Origin of the sequence: Kitasatospora hibisci, assembly GCF_043950205.1 — a bacterium.
Lineage (GTDB): Bacteria > Actinomycetota > Actinomycetes > Streptomycetales > Streptomycetaceae > Kitasatospora > Kitasatospora hibisci.
The window spans coordinates 3,703,012-3,721,681 of record NZ_CP171642.1 but is presented as its reverse complement, the minus strand read 5'-3'; the positions used below and the strand labels follow the sequence as shown (position 1 = coordinate 3,721,681).

20 protein-coding genes are annotated in these 18,670 nt (G+C 73.7%); 13 read left to right on the top strand and 7 right to left on the bottom strand.

Going from position 1 to position 18,670, the window contains the following annotated elements:
• Positions 1–81 precede the first annotated feature (81 nt).
• Positions 82–1,875: a bifunctional metallophosphatase/5'-nucleotidase gene (locus ACF9IK_RS15855; RefSeq protein WP_395294849.1), complete on the top strand. Its 1,794-nt coding sequence runs from the start codon at positions 82–84 to the stop codon at positions 1,873–1,875.
• A 70-nt stretch (positions 1,876–1,945) separates the two neighbouring features.
• Here ACF9IK_RS15855 and ACF9IK_RS15850 read toward each other — a convergent pair whose 3' ends face one another.
• From ACF9IK_RS15850 to ACF9IK_RS15830, 5 genes are all read right to left on the bottom strand, one after another.
• Positions 1,946–3,454 (bottom strand): sensor histidine kinase, encoded by a 1,509-nt coding sequence (locus ACF9IK_RS15850; RefSeq protein ID WP_395294848.1) that lies wholly within the window; start codon positions 3,452–3,454, stop codon positions 1,946–1,948.
• A complete protein-coding gene (locus tag ACF9IK_RS15845; protein WP_395294847.1) occupies positions 3,451–4,224 on the bottom strand; it encodes a response regulator transcription factor in 774 nt (257 codons plus the stop codon). The genes ACF9IK_RS15850 and ACF9IK_RS15845 overlap by 4 nt, the downstream gene beginning before the upstream one ends.
• Positions 4,225–4,319: 95 nt before the next feature.
• Positions 4,320–5,537, bottom strand: coding sequence for a S1C family serine protease (locus ACF9IK_RS15840; RefSeq protein ID WP_395294846.1), 1,218 nt, complete (start codon positions 5,535–5,537; stop codon positions 4,320–4,322).
• A gap of 89 nt (positions 5,538–5,626) precedes the next feature.
• Positions 5,627–6,679, bottom strand: coding sequence for a LacI family DNA-binding transcriptional regulator (locus ACF9IK_RS15835; RefSeq protein ID WP_395294845.1), 1,053 nt, complete (start codon positions 6,677–6,679; stop codon positions 5,627–5,629).
• 123 nt (positions 6,680–6,802) lie between these two features.
• Positions 6,803–7,537 carry a winged helix-turn-helix transcriptional regulator gene (locus tag ACF9IK_RS15830; protein ID WP_395294844.1) on the bottom strand — a complete coding sequence of 245 codons (735 nt, stop codon included), beginning with the start codon at positions 7,535–7,537 and terminating at the stop codon, positions 6,803–6,805.
• 676 nt (positions 7,538–8,213) lie between these two features.
• Between ACF9IK_RS15830 and ACF9IK_RS15825 the strand changes: the two genes are divergently transcribed.
• The 7 genes from ACF9IK_RS15825 to ACF9IK_RS15795 all read left to right on the top strand — a co-directional run bounded on the left by ACF9IK_RS15825 (position 8,214) and on the right by ACF9IK_RS15795 (position 12,966).
• Complete coding sequence (locus tag ACF9IK_RS15825) at positions 8,214–8,507, top strand: MoaD/ThiS family protein (RefSeq protein WP_238861137.1); 294 nt, start codon at positions 8,214–8,216, stop codon at positions 8,505–8,507.
• A 5-nt stretch (positions 8,508–8,512) separates the two neighbouring features.
• A complete protein-coding gene (locus tag ACF9IK_RS15820) occupies positions 8,513–9,841 on the top strand; it encodes a hypothetical protein (protein WP_395294843.1) in 1,329 nt (442 codons plus the stop codon).
• A gap of 254 nt (positions 9,842–10,095) precedes the next feature.
• Positions 10,096–10,812 carry an LmeA family phospholipid-binding protein gene (locus ACF9IK_RS15815; protein WP_395294842.1) on the top strand — a complete coding sequence of 239 codons (717 nt, stop codon included), beginning with the start codon at positions 10,096–10,098 and terminating at the stop codon, positions 10,810–10,812.
• A gap of 301 nt (positions 10,813–11,113) precedes the next feature.
• Positions 11,114–11,194, top strand: a complete 81-nt coding sequence (locus tag ACF9IK_RS15810; protein WP_350517234.1) for an Ms5788A family Cys-rich leader peptide — start codon at positions 11,114–11,116, stop codon at positions 11,192–11,194.
• Positions 11,195–11,450: 256 nt separating this feature from the next.
• Complete coding sequence (locus ACF9IK_RS15805; protein WP_395294841.1) at positions 11,451–12,284, top strand: sulfurtransferase; 834 nt, start codon at positions 11,451–11,453, stop codon at positions 12,282–12,284.
• Between the two features lie 41 nt (positions 12,285–12,325).
• The gene (locus tag ACF9IK_RS15800) at positions 12,326–12,616 is read left to right on the top strand and encodes a DUF1416 domain-containing protein (protein WP_093861460.1); all 291 of its coding nucleotides are present in this window, start codon (positions 12,326–12,328) and stop codon (positions 12,614–12,616) included.
• A gap of 74 nt (positions 12,617–12,690) precedes the next feature.
• Complete coding sequence (locus ACF9IK_RS15795) at positions 12,691–12,966, top strand: DUF3099 domain-containing protein (RefSeq protein ID WP_395294840.1); 276 nt, start codon at positions 12,691–12,693, stop codon at positions 12,964–12,966.
• Between the two features lie 54 nt (positions 12,967–13,020).
• Here the strand turns inward: ACF9IK_RS15795 and ACF9IK_RS15790 are convergent, their stop codons facing one another.
• A complete protein-coding gene (locus ACF9IK_RS15790) occupies positions 13,021–13,389 on the bottom strand; it encodes a DsrE family protein (protein ID WP_395294839.1) in 369 nt (122 codons plus the stop codon).
• Positions 13,390–13,684: 295 nt separating this feature from the next.
• Here ACF9IK_RS15790 and ACF9IK_RS15785 point away from each other — a divergent pair, with 295 nt between their 5' ends.
• From ACF9IK_RS15785 to ACF9IK_RS15775, 3 genes are all read left to right on the top strand, one after another.
• The gene (locus ACF9IK_RS15785; RefSeq protein ID WP_395294838.1) at positions 13,685–14,287 is read left to right on the top strand and encodes an FABP family protein; all 603 of its coding nucleotides are present in this window, start codon (positions 13,685–13,687) and stop codon (positions 14,285–14,287) included.
• Positions 14,288–14,396: 109 nt separating this feature from the next.
• A complete protein-coding gene (locus tag ACF9IK_RS15780; protein ID WP_395294837.1) occupies positions 14,397–14,861 on the top strand; it encodes a Fur family transcriptional regulator in 465 nt (154 codons plus the stop codon).
• Positions 14,862–14,871: 10 nt separating this feature from the next.
• Entirely contained in the window at positions 14,872–15,834 is a 963-nt protein-coding gene (locus tag ACF9IK_RS15775) for a YgfZ/GcvT domain-containing protein (RefSeq protein ID WP_395294836.1), read from the top strand.
• 25 nt (positions 15,835–15,859) lie between these two features.
• On the opposite strand, the gene dtd is transcribed toward ACF9IK_RS15775, so the two are convergent.
• Positions 15,860–16,300 (bottom strand): D-aminoacyl-tRNA deacylase, encoded by a 441-nt coding sequence (dtd, locus tag ACF9IK_RS15770; protein WP_395294835.1) that lies wholly within the window; start codon positions 16,298–16,300, stop codon positions 15,860–15,862.
• 582 nt (positions 16,301–16,882) lie between these two features.
• On the opposite strand from dtd, the gene ACF9IK_RS15765 reads away from it, so the two are divergent.
• Together ACF9IK_RS15765 and ACF9IK_RS15760 are read left to right on the top strand one after the other, a co-directional pair.
• Positions 16,883–17,575 (top strand): ABC transporter substrate-binding protein, encoded by a 693-nt coding sequence (locus ACF9IK_RS15765; protein WP_395294834.1) that lies wholly within the window; start codon positions 16,883–16,885, stop codon positions 17,573–17,575.
• Positions 17,576–17,650: 75 nt separating this feature from the next.
• Positions 17,651–18,610 carry an asparaginase gene (locus ACF9IK_RS15760; protein WP_395294833.1) on the top strand — a complete coding sequence of 320 codons (960 nt, stop codon included), beginning with the start codon at positions 17,651–17,653 and terminating at the stop codon, positions 18,608–18,610.
• Positions 18,611–18,670 lie beyond the last annotated feature (60 nt).

Below are 18,670 nucleotides of genomic sequence, written 5' to 3'. Positions count from 1 at the left end.
TCTAGGCTGCACTCGCGCAATTCATGGCCGACGCCCGGACCTTCCCACAACTGGGCGCTCTTCGAGGTGCAGGGGACCTTCATGCTCACCGCCAGATCCCGACGTGCGGCGCTCGCCGTCGTCGCCTCCGCCGGCCTGCTCGGCGCGGTGGTCGTACCGACCGCCGCCCAGGCCGCGGACGCCAAGCGAAACAAGACCGTCAACCTCCAGCTGCTGGCGATCAACGATTTCCACGGCAACCTGGAGCCCCCGGCCGGCTCGTCCGGCACCATCAAGGAGATCGACCCGGCGACCGGTCAGGTCGTCTCGACCCCGGCCGGTGGCATCGAGTACCTGGCCACCGCGCTGCGCCAGGCCCGCATCCCGGCCGACGACTCGATCACCGTCGCGGCCGGCGACATCGTCGGTGCCTCCCCGCTGACCTCGGCGCTCTTCCACGACGAGCCCACCATCGAGGCGATGGACAAGCTCGGCCTGGACGTCACCGCGGTCGGCAACCACGAGTTCGACGAGGGCGCCAAGGAGCTGATCCGGCTCCAGGAGGGCGGCTGCCACCCGGTCGACGGCTGCTACGAGGAGGGGCGCAGGTTCAAGGGCGCCAACTTCAACTACCTGGCCGCCAACGTCACCAACGAGAAGACCGGCAAGCCGATCCTGGCCCCGTACTGGGTGACCAAGTCGCAGGGCGTGAAGGTCGGCTTCATCGGCGCCACCCTGGAGGGCACGCCGAACATCGTGACCGCCGAGGGGGTCAAGGGCCTGAAGTTCGGCAACGAGGTCGCCACGATCAACAAGTACGCCGCGGAGCTGAAGAAGAAGGGCGTCAACTCGATCGTCGCCCTGATCCACGAGGGCGGCTACCCGGCCGGCAGCACGTACGACTACGACTGCGGCACGTCCGGTCAGGGCATCTCCGGTCCGATCGTCGACATCGCCAAGAACCTGGACCCGGCGATCGGCGCCATCGTCACCGGCCACACCCACAACGCCTACGCCTGCACCATCCCGGACCCGCAGGGCGTGCCGCGCTCCGTGACCAGCGCAGCCTCCTTCGGCCGGCTCTTCACCGAGATCGACCTGAAGCTCGACAAGACCACCGGCGCCATCGTCCGCCCGTCGGTCAAGGCCGAGAACCACGTCGTGCGCCGCACGGTCGAGAAGGCCCCGGACATGACGGAGCTGATCGCGCACTACTCCAAGCTGGCCGCCCCGATCGCCAACCGTCCGGTCGGCTACGTCGGTTCGGACATCAACGGCCGCGGCAGCAGCGACCTGGAGAAGCCGCTCGGCGACGTGATCGCCGACGCGCAGCTGGAGGGCCTCGCCCCGGCCGACAAGGGCGGAGCGCAGATCGCCTTCATGAACCCGGGCGGCATCCGCTCGGACCTGGTGTACAAGGCGAGCGGCGCCGAGGGCGACGGTGTGGTGACCTACGGCGAGGCGTTCACCGTCCAGCCGTTCACCAACATGATGCAGGTCAAGACGCTGACCGGCGCCCAGCTGGTCCAGGTGCTGCAGCAGCAGGTCAGCGGTGGCAACGACGCCGCGCCGAAGGTCCTCCAGGTGTCCAAGAACCTGAGCTACACCCTGGACATGCGCAAGACCGGTGCCGACCGCGTGCTGGTGGACTCCGTCCGCCTCAACGGCGCTCCGATCGACCCGGCCGGCAAGTACCGGGTCGCGGCCAACGAGTTCCTGGCCGGCGGCGGCGACGGCTTCCCGGCCTTCGCGGCCGGCACCGACAAGCTGGTCGGCGCCTCGGACCTGGACATCTTCACGGCCTACCTCGGTGCCCACAGCTCGGCGGCCTCGCCGCTGCAGGCTCCGGCGCAGGACCGGATCAAGGTCATCGGCCCGGGCAGCGACATCGACTGACCGTGTGCCGGACATGAGGCGGGCGGGGCGCTGTCGGGGCGCCCCGCCCGTCCGCCTTTCCGGCCCCCGCTCAGTCGGGGGCCGGGCCGCCGGGCAGCCGGACGGTGGCGAGCGCACCCGGGCCGCCGTCCGCGGCCGGACCCAGCGAGACCTCGCCGCCGGCCTCCCGGACGCTCTGCGCGACGATCGACAGACCGAGACCGGAGCCCGGGAGCTGACGCGACGACGGGGAGCGCCAGAACCGGTCGAAGACGTACTGCAGCTCGTCCGGCGGGATGCCGGGGCCGTGGTCGCGCACCGTCAGCACGCCCCGGTCGAGCCGGACGTCGACGGTGCCGCCGGGAGGGCTGTACTTCACCGCGTTGTCCAGCAGGTTGATCACCGCCCGTTCCAGGGCGGCGGCGTCCCCGTGCACGTACCAGGGCTCGACGGCGGTCTCGAAGACCAGACCCGGGCCGCGCAGCTTCGCCCGCGCGACCGCGCGGTCGGCGATCTCGTGCAGGGCGACGACGGCCAGGGTACGGGCCGGCCTGGGGGAGTCCGGCCGGGAGAGCTGCAGCAGGTCGCCGATCAGCCCGGTGAGCTCCTGCATCTGCGCCTTCATGTTGCCGAGCAGCTTGGTCCGGGTGGCCGGGGGCAGCGGGCGGCCGGTGTCGTCGCTGCGGATCAGCAGGTCGACGTTGGTGCGCAGGGAGGTGAGCGGGGTGCGCAGCTCGTGCCCGGCGTCGGCGATCAGCCGGGTCTGCCGGTCGCGGGAGTTGGCCAGCGCGGTGGACATGGAGTTGAAGGAGGTGGCGAGCCGGGCGATCTCGTCGCTGCCCTGCACCGGGATGGTGGCGCCGACCTCCTCGGTGCGGGCGATGTGCTCGACCACGTCGGTGAGCTGGTCGACGGGCTTGAGCGCCGAGCGGGCCACGAACCGGCCCGCTATCCCGGCGAGGACGATGCCGCCGAGCGCCACACCGCCGAGGATGACGGCGAGCCGGTTGAGCGAGTCCTCCACGGCCTCGGTCGGGGTCGCGACCATGACCAGCACGGACGAGTGGCTCGCGGTGCGGGCCAGGGAGATCCTCACCATGGCCGGCTCGCCGTTGGTGTAGCGGCCGTCCCGGATGATCGCCTGGCCCGGTTTCAGCGCGAACGCCTGGGCGTCGCCGGGCTCGATCGCGATCGCCTTGGTGGCGCTGAGCGGGAGGGTGACGCACGCCGGGTCGGTCCAGACGAACTGGGTGTCCCGGGGCGCGGGCCCGCCGCCGGGTAGCTCCGGCAGCGGGCCGGCCTCCTGGACCTTCTGCACATTCTTCAGGGCGGCCTCCGGCGTCGTGGCGCACGGGAGCTGGAGGGCGATGTTGCGGGGCGGCGGGACGTTCTCCAGCTCGTGCCGCACCTGACCGTAGAGCTGCTTCTCCACGATGAACCAGCACGCCAGCGCCGACAGGGCGATCGCCACCGCGACCGCCGCCGCCGTGAGGAAGGTGAGCCGGCTGCGCAGGGAGCGGGCGCGGTACCAGGTGAGGAGGCGCCGGCGGCGGGGCGCGGTGGGCGGGACCAGCGGGGGCGGAGGGAGGGTGTCGCTCACGCGTGGGTGCCGGGAGCCGGGCGGAGGGCGTAGCCGACGCCGCGTACGGTCTGGATGAGCCGGGGCATGCCACCCTGCTCGGTCTTGCGGCGCAGGTACATCACGTACACGTCCAGGGAGTTGGAGGAGGGCTCGAAGTCGAAGCCCCAGACCGCCTTGAGGATCTGCTCGCGGGTGAGGACCTGGCGGGGGTGGGAGAGGAACATCTCCAGCAGCATGAACTCGGTGCGGGTCAGCTCGACCTGCCGCCCGGCGCGGGTGACCTCGCGGGTGGCGGTGTTCATCCGCAGGTCGGCGAAGGCCAGCACCTCGGTGTCGTCCTCGGCGGCCGCGGCGCGGGCGGCGGCCTCGGTGGCGAGGGCGTTGCGCCGCAACAGGGCGCGGACCCGGGCGAGCAGTTCGTCCAGCTCGAAGGGCTTGGCGAGGTAGTCGTCCGCGCCGACGTCCAGGCCGGTGACCCGGTCGCCGACGGCGTCGCGCGCGGTGAGCATCAGCACCGGGACGGTGTCGCCGCGCGAGCGCATCCGGCGGACGGCGGTGAGGCCGTCCATCCGGGGCATCATGATGTCGAGCAGGACGAGGTCGGGCTTGTCGCGTTCGACGGCCTCCAGGGCCTCGTAGCCGTTGGTGGCGGTCGCGACCTCGTAGCCCTCGAAGGCGAGGCTGCTCTCCAGGGCGTCCCGGAGGGCGGGTTCGTCGTCGACCACGAGGAGCCGGGCAGTGGCCTGCCCGGACTCGGAGAGGGTGCGGTCGTCGGCGGCCGGGGTCATGGGCGGGTGCCCTTTCTCGTCGTCGGTGGGCCTGCTGGGTGTGCCGGGCCGTTGGAGGCGCCCGGTGTGGGGACCTGCTCGGAGTAATTGTCCGTCTAGACGTTCTGGCCGGACCGCAGCTGCGGCAGCACCTGCTTGATGTCGTCGATCGGGATGGCGAAGCCGAGGCCGACGCTGCCGGCACCGCTGCCGCTGGCCGTGGCGCCCACACCGCTCGGCGAGTACATGGCCGAGTTGATGCCGATGACCTGTCCGTTCGCGTTGATCAGCGGGCCGCCGGAGTTGCCGGGGTTGAGTGCGGCGTCGGTCTGGAACGCCTTGTAGGTGGTCGTCTCGCCGCTGCTCTGCGGGGTGCTGCCGCGCAGGCCGGGCAGGTTGGGGAAGCCGAAGCCGCCGTTGCCGCTGGTGGAGCCCTCGTCGACCTGGACGGTGACGTCGCGGTTCTCGGCGCTGATGATGCCCGAGGTGACGGTGCCGGTCAGGCCCTCCGGGTTGCCGATGGCGACGACCGGGTCGCCGACCGAGACGGTGCTGGAGTCGCCGAGGGTGGCGGGGGTGAGGTTCCTGGCGCCGCTCGCGGTGATCACGGCGACGTCGAGGCCCTTGTCGGTGCCGGTGACGGTGGCCCGGGCGGTGGAGCCGTCCTCGAAGGTGACGGTGGTCTGGCCGCCCTCGGCCGCGCCGGCGACGACGTGGTAGTTGGTGAGGATCCGGCCGTCCCCGTCGAGCACGACCCCGGTGCCGGTGGCCGTGCCGGTCGCGGTCTTCACGGTGATCTGGACGACGCTGGGTGAGACGGCCGAGGCGATGGCCGCCACGTCGGCGCTGCCGTCCGAGCGGGCCGCGACCGGGCTGGCGATGGTGGCGGTGCCGCTGCCGGAGCCGTGCTGCTCGGCGGCGACCACGCCGCCGGTGACCCCGCCGAGGACGGCGGCGACCGCGGCGACGGCGGTGACCAGCGCGACCCGGCCGCGCAGGAGGCCCCGCCGGGCGCGTCCGTCGTGGCCGCCCTCGCCGCCGGGGGCGGCCGGGCCGTCGGACTCGGGTGGTGTCGGCGGCGCGGGCGGCATGGCGGGCGGCGGGGGCGGCGTACCGACCGGCGCGCCGCCGGCGGCCGGGTACCCGCCGGTGGTGCTGGCGAGGACCGTGCCGGGGACGACCGGGCCCCCGGCACCGTCGTGGCCCGGGCTGCCCCGGACGCCGTGGCCGGGGTAGCCGCCGTGGCCGCCCTCGTACCCATGGCCGTACCCGTAGGGGTGGCCCTCGTCGTACTGCTCGCCGTGCGTGCTGCGGTGCTGCTGGTGATCGCTCATGCCGACCAACGTCCGCCCGCCGGATGAGAATCCGGTGAGAGTCCGCTCAGAAGGCCCCGAGAAGCCCGTTGACTTCTCATAAAGCCTGGTCAGGCCGGGGTCGGCGCCCCGTCCGGGTGGCAGCCGCAGGAACGGCGCACGACCAGGCGCGACGGGAACTTCCGCACCCGCTCGGTGTCCGAGCCGGGCACCATCAGCGAGTCGTCCAGCACCAGGTCCACCGCGGCCCGCGCCATCGCGTCGCGGTCGGAGGCGACGGTGGTCAGCGGCGGGTCGGCGAGGGCGGCCTCGGGCACGTCGTCGAAGCCGGCCACCGCGAGGTCCTCCGGCACCCGCAGGCCGACCTCGCGGGCCGCCCGCAGGACACCGATCGCCTGGTCGTCGGTGGAGCAGAAGATCGCCGACGGGCGGTCCGCCGAGCGCAGCACGCCGAGCGCGACCTCGTAGGCTCCGTAGCGGTGGAACGGCGCGTCGATCAGGTGCGGCTCGGTGGGCAGGCCGTGCGCGCCCATGGCGCGCTGCCAGCCCTCGACGTGGTCGATGACCGGGTCGCCGGGGGCGGGGGAGTCGACCGGACCGCCGAAACAGGCCACGTACGGGTGCCCGTGCTCCTCCAGCAGGTGGCGGACGACGGCCTCGGCGCCGCCCACGTCGTCGGTGACCACCGCGACGTCGTCGATCGCCTCGGGGCGGCGGTGCAGCAGTACCACCTTGGCCCCCTCCATGGCGGCGAACTCCTCGGCGGCCCGCTGCGAGGGGCCCTGGCTGACCAGGATCAGGCCGGAGACCCGCATGCCGAGGAAGGCACGGACGTAGTGCACCTCGCGGTCGTCCACGTAGTCGGAGTTGCCGATCAGCACGAGCTTGCCGCGCTCCGAGGCGGCCCGTTCGACGGCGTGCGCCATCTCGGCGAAGAACGGCTGCCGGGCGTCGGGCACGACCATGCCGATGAGGTTGGTGCGGCGGGAGGCCATCGCCTGGGCGACGCTGTTCGGCCGGTAGCCGAGCTGCTCGATCGCCGCGAGCACCTTCTCCTTGGTGGCGGGCGCGACCGGTCGCGGCCCGTTGTTGATGACGTAGCTGACGACCGCGGTCGAGGTACCAGCCAGTCGGGCTACATCGTCGCGCGTCACTTTGGCCACGGGGGGAGTCTACGCGTGTGGCGTCGGCCGGGGCAGTGGGAGCTCGGCCGACCGCGGGAATCCCCCTGGACAGCCCGGGGCGAATCGGGACAGGCCGGGCGGGCGTGCCCGCCCGGCCTGCGGTCAGGCCTCCGCCGGGGCCGGCGCGCGGTGGGCGAGCTCGGCGCGCTCGCCCTTCTCGCCCTTCTCCGGGACGACGAAGCGGTAGCCGACGTTGCGCACCGTGCCGATCAGCCCCTCGTGCTCGACGCCGAGCTTGGCGCGCAGCCGCCGGACGTGGACGTCGACCGTCCGGGTGCCGCCGAAGTAGTCGTAGCCCCAGACCTCCTGCAGCAGCTGCGCCCGGGTGAAGACCCGGCCGGGGTGCTGGGCGAGGTACTTGAGCAGTTCGAACTCCTTGAAGGTGAGGTCGAGCACCCGGCCCTTGAGCTTGGCGGAGTAGGTGGCCTCGTCGACGGAGAGGTCGCCGTTGCGGATCTCCATCGGGCTGTCGTCGACGGACTCCTGCAGCCGCCGTCCGAGGGCGAGCCGCAGCCGGGCCTCGACCTCGGCGGGGCCGGCGGTGTCCAGCAGGACGTCGTCGATGCCCCATTCGGCGGTGACGGCCGCCAGGCCGCCCTCGGTGACCACCAGGACCAGCGGGCAGCCGATCCCGGTCGAGCGCAGCAGCTGGCAGAGGCTGCGGATCTGCGGCAGGTCCCGCCGGCCGTCGACCAGGATGACGTCGGCGCTGGGGGTGTCGACCAGGGCCGATCCCTCGGCCGGGGCCACCCGGACGTTGTGCAGCAGCAGGCCCAGGGCCGGCAGGACCTCCGCGGAGGGCTGCAGTGCGTTGGTGAGGAGGAGCAGAGAACTCATACCCGGTAGTCCCCTTTCCGGGTCGTCGCGGTCGCGTTGCGGCTGCCGCCACAGCCGGATGGCGCTCGTGCTGAGGTGAGGGGGAGAGCGGACGCCTGGTCTCCTCCGGAGGATTCGCCGGCGTGCACGGCGGGACGGTTCGCGCACCGGGGGTCCCGCAACCCCCGTGGCACCGCTCCTGCCCTGCTCATCCCGCGAACCTTCCGGTCTGTCCGGCACCGGGCGGCGGCCCGGCGCCGGGTGTCCGAACACCCCGGCCGGGTCCGGGCACGTCGTTGTGCCGCGAATGGCGGGGCGGTCCCTGCGGTGCGCCGGGGGTGGGCCGACGAATCGCAAGAACGTCCGTACTGGCGTCCTGAAAGCACAAAAGGATCCGGGGGCGACTCTGCCCGGATCCCTCAGGGCACGAGAATAGCCGACCGGCTCCCGTACCGGGAGGGTCCGAAAGCGGCGCATCGGGCGAACCGGGTGCACCCGGGGTGAGCCTGGCCACAGCCCCGGCGGTCCGCGGGAGGCCCCCGGACCGGGGCGATTGCCGGTCGCGGTGACGGACACGCCATCATGGGACGCACATCGGCGGCACCGCGCGCATACCCCTTTCGGGTGGTGTTCGGCCGCTCCGGTGGCGGCCCGACCGGGCACCGGTCGCGGGCGAGGACGACGAGAAGGGGTTGCCATGGGCGCGACCACGGAGCCGGCGGAGGCCGCCCGGGTGAGCGGGACGATCCGCTACTGGGCGGCGGCCAAGTCGGAGGCCGGGCTGGCCGAGGAGCCGTACGAGGCGGCGACCCTGGCGGAGGCGCTGGCCGGGGCCAAGGAGCGGCACGCGGACCGGCCGAAGCTCGTCCGGCTGCTCGGACACTGCTCCTACCTGGTGGACGGCTCACCGGTCGGCGGCCGCGACCACGCGACCGTGGCCCTCACCGAGGGCGGGACGGTCGAGGTTCTCCCGCCGTTCGCGGGAGGGTGAGCGGCGTGACGGATCCGAACCAGGTGCACGGTGCCCAGGGCGGCTGGCCGCAGCCGCCGTACCCGCAGGCCCGGCCCGCGCAGCCGCCGTTCCCGCAGCCGCAGGCGCCGGGGCAGCCAGAGCAGCCGCAGTTCCCGCAGGCCCCGACCCCGCAGGCGTACGACGCCCAGCACCCGTACCAGGCGCAGCAGGCGTTCGACCCGCAGCAGGCGTACGTGCCGGAGCCGGAGGCACGACAGGGGCACGCGGCGCAGCCGTACGCCCCCGGGCAGGGCTACGCGCCGGACCCGTACGGGGCGCCGGGCCACGCACCGGGCCACGGCCTCCCGGGTCACGGCGCGCAGCCGTACGGCGGCCCGGCGTACGGGCAGCCGCCCCGTCCGCCGGCCCCGGCGACGGACGACGCCGCGGCCACCACCCTGCTGCCGCCGGTCGTGGTGTCCGGCCCGGCGCCCGGCGGCGCCCCGGCCCAGGTCTTCGACCCGCCGACCATGACGCTCAAGCGCCCGGCGCCCCCGGCCGGGCACGCACCGCAGGCCCCCGGCGGGCCGTATGCGGCCGTGCCTGCGCCCAGTGCGGTCCCGGCGCAGCCCGGAGTGCCGGCCGCGCCCGCACCGGCGGCCCGGACCGGCTCGCCGATCATCGACCCGGGCCTTCAGCCGGCCCTGATCACCGCGGGCGTCGCCGCACTGCTCGCCGGCGGTGCAGCGCTCGGTCAGGTCGGGCTCGCGCTGGCCCTGGCACCGCTCCAGGTGCTGACGGCGGCCGGCTGGTTCCGACTGAACGGCATGTGGCCAGCCCGCCAGGGCATCGCGCTCGCCGCCCTGGCCGGCCTGACCGCCGACGCGGCGGTGCTGCTGGCCGACGCGAACGGCGGCGCGGCGGCCGTGGTCGGCACCCTCGGCGGGTTCTTCCTGCTGGTGATGGTGCTGCAGACGTTCCGGCCGGCGGACCCGAAGGAGCGGTTCTACGCGCTGACCGTGCTCGGCTCGGCCACCGTGGTGACGGTGCTCTGCACCGCGCTGCTGCTGGCCGACTGGGTGCCGGCGGCGGTCGGCGCGGTCGCGCTGGCCACCGTGCTGGCCGCGGCGCCGCTGCCCGGCCCGAAGCAGCTGGGGCCGGTGCTCGGCCTGGTCGCGGCGGTGGTGTTCGGTCTGGCCGTGGGCGCGCCGCCGGCGCTGGGCGCCCTCGCGGGCCTCGGCGCGCTGGCCGGCCGCCGGGTGGCCGCGTACGACTTCCCGTCCCGCTTCGTGCACATGACGGCGGGCGTGGCGCTGCCGCTGGCGGTGGCCGCGCCGCTGGTCTGGATCGCGACCCGCCTGCTGGCCGGCTGACCCCGGCGCCGCACCGGGCACCCGCCCGGGCCGGCAGCCGTCCACGGCGCCGCACCCGTACGACGTCGCGCTCCGGAACCATGCTCCGGGGCGGGACGTCGTACGGTCGTACGGAAGCGGACGGTTGTGCGGAAGCGGCCGTACCGGACGGCCGCGACCGGGCGAGGACAGCCACCGGGTGCGCCGACGACCGGTAGGACAGCACGGCAGGACGGCACCGGCAGGACGACGACAGGCGACGACGGGGGAGAGCGATGCGCGGTTGGCTGAAAGCGACGATCGTCGTGGGGGTGCTCTGCGGTCTGCTGGCGGGCGCCGACCGGATCGCCGTCGGCGTGGCCGAGGACGAGGCCGCCGACCAGTTGCTGAAGAGCGGCCGGATGAGCAAGCGCCCCGACGTGTCGATCGAGGGCTTCCCGTTCCTGACCCAGGCCCTGTCGATGAAGCTGGACGACGTCCGGATCTCGGCGGACGGGCTGACCGTGGGCGACGGCAGCCGCCGGGTGGCCCTGCACTCCTTCAAGGCCGAGCTGTCGGGGGTCGGGGTGAGCGGCAGTATGACGAGCGCCACCGTGGACCACGGCAGCGGCACCGGCCTGATCACGTACGCGGACCTGTCCCAGCTGCTGCCGCCGGCGTCCCAGCTGGTGCCGAGCGCGGGCAAGCTCCAGATCGGCGGGAACACCCGGTTGAGCCTCTCGTACGGCGGCCCGGGCAGGATCAAGGCCTCGATGGGTCCGCTCCCGGTCGGTGAGGGCGTGCTGCACAGCCAGGGCGACACCGTCACGGTGGACGGCTTCAGGCTCAGCGGGGTGGCCGGAATGCTGGCGGGCCTGTCCGACCAGAAGATCGAGCCGATCAGCTTCACCCTCTCGGCGTTGCCGGCCGGGCTCAACCTGGCCGGGGTTTCGCCCCAGGAGGACGGCGTCCGGCTGAACTTCGACGGCAAGGACTTCAAGCTCATCGGCTGAGCGCTGCCCCGTGCCGCCGCCCGCCCCGGGCCGCCGCCCGCCCCGGGCCCCCGGCCGCCCCGTGCCCCCGGCCGCGGTTCGGCCGCCCGTCCCGGTCCTCCCGACCGTTCCGCTCCGCGAGACGCGCTGTCCAGCGCCGGCCGTGGAGCGGTGCCGTTCCCGACCCCGCGCGGGCCTCCGGGTGGCCCCCGGCCGGTGCCCGCCGCCCGCGAAATGGCCAAATCCCACTATGCGAATGTTTTGGTCTCGCTATTCGATACGCTGATGACAGCGGGCGTCCGGTGTCCCTAGCATCGTCGGCATGAAGCGACAGACGGACCTCACGAAGCGGCGGGCGGTAGACCTGTGCCGCGTGGCCGCCTGTCTGTGTCGAATGCGCTAACTCGGCGTAGTGGCAGGGCAGTTGCTGCCCGCCGCCGAATTCCCCGGTGACCAGGGCCGGCGTCCCGCCCGCCCGTCCCGGCCGTACCCCGCAGAGCACCGCCCGACCGTACCGCGCACCCTCCGTCGTCCCAGCATTCGGACAGGGATTCGGACCAGTCGCCACCGGGCGACCCGCAGCACCTCCTCGGCCCCGGCCGGGGGACCCCCGTAGCAGCACCACCTTCCGCCAACCGCCCCCGGATGGAGACACCACCATGAGCCGCAGCGACGTCCTGGTCGACGCCGACTGGGTCCAGGCCCGCCTGGACGACCCGAAGGTCGTCATCGTCGAGGTCGACGAGGACACCTCCGCCTACGAAAAGAACCACATCCGCAACGCCGTCCGGATCGACTGGAAGAAGGACCTCCAGGACCCGGTGCGCCGCGACTTCATCGACCAGGCCGGCTTCGAGGCGCTGCTCAGCGCCAAGGGCATCGCCAACGACGACACCGTCGTGCTCTACGGCGGCAACAACAACTGGTTCGCCTCGTACGCCTACTGGTACTTCAAGCTGTACGGCCACGGCGACGTCCGCCTGCTGGACGGCGGCCGCAAGAAGTGGGAGCTCGACTCCCGCGACCTGGTCTCCGAGGTGCCGCAGCGCGCCGCGACCGAGTACAAGGCGCAGGCCGTCGACTCCTCGATCCGCGCCTTCCGCGACGACGTGGTGGCCGCCATCGGCACCCTGAACCTGGTCGACGTCCGCTCGCCCGACGAGTTCTCGGGCAAGCTGCTCGCCCCGGCCCACCTCCCGCAGGAGCAGTCGCAGCGCCCCGGCCACGTGCCGAGCGCCCGGAACATCCCGTGGGCCAAGAACGCCAACGACGACGGCACCTTCAAGAGCGACGACGAGCTCAAGGCGCTGTACGAGGCCGAGGGCATCGACCTGGCGAAGGACACCATCGCCTACTGCCGCATCGGCGAGCGCTCCGCGCTCACCTGGTTCGTGCTGCACGAGCTGCTCGGCCAGGAGAACGTGAAGAACTACGACGGCTCGTGGACCGAGTACGGCAGCCTCGTCGGCGTCCCGATCGAGCTCGGCAACTGAGCCGCCGGCTCCACGCGTAAGTCAGAAGGGAAGAACAAGACATGTGCGGTGCGAAGGCCGGCGGCCCGGACCTGGCAGGAGTTGACGTGGCGAACGAGACGATCATCCAGGGTTCCGTGACCCGAGACGGCGAGCCGGTCAACGGCTACGTCCGGCTGCTCGACGAGGGCGGCGAGTTCACGGCCGAGGTGCCCACCTCGGCGACCGGCCAGTTCCGGTTCTTCGCCCGCCCGGGCAAGTGGACGCTGCGCGCGCTGGTCCCGGGCCAGACCGTGGACCGTCAGGTGGTCGCCTCCCAGGGCAACCTGACCGAGGTCGCGATCGCGGTCTGACGACCGCCGGTCCGCCCACGGACACGCACTGAGGGCCCCTGCCGAGCAGGGGCCCTCAGGCATACCGTGGAGGGGTGCAGGCACACCGGCGACACCGCTACTACTTCGCCATGATGGGCGTCTGCCTCGGGTTGTTCGTCCTGGCCTGGGGCGTGGTGCGGTTCTGGTCCGTGCCGGCCGCGATCGGCATGTGCCTGGTCGCGATGGTCATCCCGCCCGCCGCCGCGGTCTTCGCCAACCGGCGGGACCCGGAGGACGACTGGTGGAACGACCCGCGCTGGGACGACCCGAAGTGGGACGATCCCGGCCACGACCGGGACCACCCCGACCGCGAACGGCGCGACCGGTGACGCCCGGCCGGGTGGACCCGCATCGGCGCGGTACCGGCGGTACGGGTACCGGGACTAGTAGACGAGCGCCTGCACGCCGTCGGCCATGATCTCGCTGACGAAGACCTGCGCGCCCGCGATCCGGACGCCCTCGACGGTGTCCTTCTCCTCGATCCCGCGCCGGGCGGCGCACTGGGTGCAGAGCGTGATGCCGCCGCCGCCCGCCAGGATCGACTCGATCAGGTCCGGCAGCGGCGCCGCGTGCGGCAGCTCGAAGTCCGCCGCGCGTCCCGGGAGGGCGAACCAGGAGGACTCCCCGGTCAGCCAGAGCGAGACCTCGACCCCGCTGGCCGCGGCGACCGCCGCCACCGTGAAGGCCTGGGAGCAGCGCTCCGGCGCGTCGGCCCCGGCCGTGACCTTGACTACGAGCTTCTTCGACGACATGACGTCACCCTAGAGCCTTCACCAGACGCCCGCCGCAACCGCGACGTGGTGGGGCTCACCGCGACCCGCCGACACCCGGCGGATAGAGTGAGCGCCAGCAAAATCCACCACACTGTCGCCGCCTGGGAGCCCCCCGTGTCCGGTCTGGAAATGTTCTTCGACGGTCTGCTGGCCCTCATGGCCGTGCTGATCACCTGGTTCGCCATCTTCTCCGTGATGAAGCTGTACCAGGGCCAGCGCTGACCCGCTGCCGTACGGTTGAAGCAGTCCCACACCGACGACAGCTACCAGGAACATGATCGAGATCCCCTCTGACCTCCACAAGGACGTCGTCCCGCTCGCCTTCCTCCTCGGCACCTGGGAGGGCGCGGGCGTCTACGCCCCCCTGCCCGGTGAGGAGGGCCTGGGCGCGGAGAAGTGCAACTTCGGCCAGGAAGTCGTCTTCCGGCACGACGGTCGCCCCTTCCTCGAGTTCCGCTCCCGTACCTGGGTGCTGAACGAGGAGGGCGACAAGGTCCGCCCGCTGGAGAACGAGCACGCCTTCTGGCGTATCACCAGCAACGCCCACGGCACCAGCGGCGCCCGGGGGATCGAGATCTCCTCCGTCCGCGACGACGGCACCGTCGAGGTCTGGTACGGCGAGCTGGCCGACGGCAAGCCGCAGGTCGAGGTCGCCACCGACGCCGTCGCCCGGATCGAGGGCTCGGCGCCGTACTCCGGCGGCAAGCGCCTGTACGGCTTCGTCAACGAGGAACTGCTCTGGGTCGGCGAGAAGTCGGCGCCCGAGGTGGAGCTGCGCCCGTACATGTCCGCGCAGCTGAAGAAGGTGCTCAGCCCGGCGCAGCTGATCAAGGACATCAACGACCTGCCGGACGACGGCATCGCGTTCTTCCGCTGAGCTGAGCCGGCTCCGGACGGAGCCCGCGAAGTGCGCAGGAGGTAGGGACCGGCCGCCGGCCGGTCCCTACACTTGCCTCAGGACCCCCGACCTTGGCAGGGACAGCACCGTGGCGGACACCGGCACCACCGACTGGCAGCTCTCCGGCGACTGGAAGGCCGACCTGCGCGAGCGCGGCTACCGCCTCACGCCCCAGCGCCAGCTCGTCCTGGAGGCGGTCGACGTGCTCGACCACGCGACCCCGGACGACATCCTCGGCCACGTCCGCAAGACCGCCAGCGGCATCAACATCTCCACCGTCTACCGGACGCTGGAGCTGCTGGAGGAGCTCGGCCTGGTCTCGCACGCCCATCTCGGCCACGGCGCCCCGACGTACCACCTGGCCGGCCGCCACCACCACCTGCACCTGGTCTGCCGGGACTGCGAGAAGGTCACCGAGACGGGTACCGAGATCGCCCGGCCGCTGATCGACAGCCTCCGCGAACAGCACGGCTTCGACACCGACCTGAAGCATTTCGCCATCTTCGGCCGCTGCGCCGACTGCACCGCCAAGCGCGCGGAGGCCGGGTCGTAAGCTGGCCGGTATGAAGAGCCCGCTGCTTGCGCTGCCCGGTGCCGTCCCCGCCGAGGGAACCGACGAGGGCGTGGCCGCCCACTACGGCGACATCTTCCGCGAGCAGCGCAGCCTCGCGCAGGGCGCGGGCTTCGTGGACCTCTCGCACCGCGGCGTGGTCACCGTCACCGGTGAGGACCGGCTGAGCTGGTTGCACCTGCTGCTCACCCAGCACGTCAGCGCGCTGCCGCCGCAGCAGGCCACCGAGGCGCTGGTGCTCTCGGCGAACGGGCACGTCGAGCACGCGCTCTACCTCGTCGACGACGGCACCACCACCTGGGCACACGTCGAGCCGGGCACCGAACAGGCACTGGTCGGCTACCTGGAGAGCATGAGGTTCTTCTACCGCGTCGAGGTGGCGGACGCGACCGCCGACTACGCGGTGGTGCACCTGCCGGCCGGCTCGACCGCCCCGGCGGACGGTGCGGCGGCGGTGCGCGAGCTGCCGTACGGGCGGGACTTCTTCCTGCCGCGCGCCGAGCTGGAGGAACTGACCGCGGGCTACGGCCCGGCGGCGGGAGTCTGGGCGTACGAGGCGCTGCGGATCGAGGGCCACCGGCCGCGGCTGGGTTTCGAGACCGACCACCGGACCATTCCGCACGAGGTGGACTGGCTGGCGACCGCCGTCCACCTGCAGAAGGGCTGCTACCGGGGCCAGGAGACGGTCGCCCGGGTGCACAACCTGGGCCGCCCGCCGCGCCGGCTGGTCTTCCTGCACCTGGACGGCACCGAGGAGGTGCTGCCCCCGCACGGGACGGAGGTGCGGCTCGCCTCGGACCCGGACGGCCGGTCGCTGGGCTTCGTGACGTCCTCGGCTCGCCACCACGAGCTGGGGCCGATCGCGCTGGCGATCGTCAAGCGGAACGTGCCGGTGGACGCGGTGCTGCTGGCCGGGACGGTGCCGGGGACGCAGGACGTGATCGTCCCGCAGTAGACCGGTCGGCCGCGGCCGCGAGGCCTCAGACCTCGACGAGCACGGTGAACGGGCCGTCGTTCACCAGGGCGACCTGCATGTCCGCGCCGAACCGGCCGGTCTCCACCTTGGCGCCGAGCGCGCGCAGCCGGGCGACGACCTCGTCGACCAGCGGCTCGGCGACCGGGCCGGGGGCGGCGGCGTTCCAGGTGGGGCGGCGGCCCTTGCGGGCGTCGCCGTAGAGCGTGAACTGGCTGATCACCAGCAGCGGCGCGGCCAGGTCGGAGCAGGACTGCTCGACGCCGTTCTCGTCGGCCTCCAGCAGCCGCAGGGTCCAGAGCTTGCGGGCCAGCTGGGCCGCCTCGGCGGGGGTGTCGTCGTGCGTGACGCCCACCAGGACGCAGAGCCCGGGCCCCTCGATCGCACCGACGGTCTCGCCGGCCACCGTCACCCGGGCCTCGGCCACCCTCTGCACCACTGCTCGCATGCGGCCATTGTGCCGGAGCCGGACCGCCCGCCGTACGGCCCCCCGGCCTGCTGCCGCGCGATCGTACGGCGCCTGCGCGGCGGGCCTCGGCGAAGCCGTCCGCCCGCACCGCCCGGCGCGGCGCCCGGATGCCTCCAGGGGGCGCGTGATGGTGCGGCGCGCGCCGCACGGTGTGCGCCCGCGCTCGGCTTGGCGCTGGTCCCGCCGCGGAATGCCCCGGTCATATCAGCCACCCCCGTTCGCCAGGGGGCCGTTCGGGTGCACAGGCGGTGCACGGGCGCCGGGCGGGGTGGCACCCTGGGGCCGTACCAGGGGTCCGGGGCGTCAAGGTCCGCCGCGCCGGGCCCGGTTCGGCCGGGCGGCCGAGTCGGTGGATCGGGTGTTCGGGCGGTGTCGCCCCGGCGGGTGGTGCCGGCCGGCGGCGGGAACCAGCGGGGGCGCCCGGGCGTGCCATCGGACGACCCGTCCATCGGCGGGCGGCCGCGACGGGCGTGCGACGGCCGCCCGGGAACGGGCCGGACCGGCGGCAGGCGACGGGGTGCCGCGAGCGGGCGGGATCGGACGACGGCAGGTGGTTGGTGGATGGACGCGAGCAGCGCGGCACAGGACCGGTACGGGCGGGCCCCCGGGGGCGCGGAGCCGGCGGCGGGCCCCGCCGCCCCGGTCCGGCCGGGAGGCGTCCCCGGCCCGCCGGCCGGCCGGGCACCGGGGGAGCCATCGGCGGGCGGCCCGGCGGCGGGGCCCGCGGGGGAGCCCGACCTGGAGGGGCTCGGCCTGGACCAGCTGCGGACCCTGCGCCGGCAGACCCTGGAGCAGGAGGCCGACCTCTCCTACCTGCGGCGCCTGCTGCACGGGCGGATGGACATCCTCCGGGCCGAGCTGGACCGCCGTCCCGGCGCCTCGGTCCTGGTGCCGGCGGGGTCCGAGGGCGCCCCGGCCGGGGCGCTGCTGGACCGGCTGCCGGCCATCCTCACCGACGCCCCCTCCACCGTGCGGCGCTCCGCCCGGCACGTCACCCTGGGTCCGCCGCGCGGCCTGCAGTCACAGGTGGAGGCGGACGCGCTGATGGGCGACGTCCAGCTGGCCGACCTGGCCGCGCACCCGGCGGAGGAACTGCTGGCGGCGCTGGACCGGCTCCGGGCGCACGAGCGCGAGGTGTCCGGCCGACGGCAGCTGCTGCTGCGGACGGCGGACGGCTGCAGTGCGGAAATCACCCGCAGGTACCGTGATGGGGAAGCACGGGTCGACGACCTGCTCGCAGGCGGCCCGCTCTGACCGGGTGAGGCACCCTGGGGGCGGGGGCGGGCCCGACTCGCCCCCGGTCCACCCTCACCCCGGAAGGCCTCCGCCATGACCGACTCCGCAGCCCTGCCCGTCCTCGCCGAGGTCATACGGTCGGGCTTCACCGAGGGCCGGCACCACGGTTCGCTGGTGCTGCTCGCCGCCGACGGCTCGGTGGAGTTCGCGCTCGGCTCGCCGGAAGCACCGGTGTTCCCGCGGTCGTGCGCGAAGCCGTTCCAGGCGGTGGCCACCCTGCGGGCGGGGCTGGAGATCGAGGGCGAGCTGCTGGCACTGGCCGCCTCCAGCCACTCTGCGGAAACGTTCCACCAGGACGGCGTCCGGCGGATCCTCGCCATCGCCGGGCTGGACGAGTCCGCCCTGCGGACCCCGGCGGACCTCCCGCTGGACGAGGCCGAGGCCGAGCGGCACCTGCGCTCCGGCGGCGGGCGCGCGCCGATCCTGATGGACTGTTCCGGCAAGCACGCCGGCTGGCTGGCCGCCTGTGTCGCCAACGGCTGGCCCACCGACAGCTACCTGGACCCGGCCCACCCGGTCCAGCAGCTGGCCGGCGAGGCCCTGCAGGAGGCCACCGGCGAGCCGGTCGCGCACGCCGGGGTGGACGGCTGCGGCGCGCCGCTGCTGGCCGTCACGCTGACCGGCCTGGCCCGCGGCTACCGCGCGCTGCTGCTCGCCGAGGAGGGCACCCCGCAGCGCCGGGTCGCGGACGCGATGCGGGCGCACCCCGAGTACGTGGCCGGCACCCGCCGGGCCGACACCTGGCTGATGCGGGCGGTGCCGGGCGTGCTCTCCAAGATGGGCGCCGAGGCGGTGCAGGTGGTGGCGCTGCCGGACGGCCGGGCGCTCGCCTTCAAGATCGACGACGGCGCCGAGCGGGCCCGCGGGCCGGTCCTGGCGGCGGCTTTGCGCCGGCTGGGCGTGACGGCTGCGGACGGCACGCTGGAGCGGATCGGCGCCGCGCCGCTGCTCGGCGGCGGGGTGCCGGTGGGCGAGGTCCGCGCCGCCTTCTGAGCCGCCCTGGCCGGCTGTCCCCGGAGTGCGGACGGCCCGGACGCGGTGCACGGTGGACCG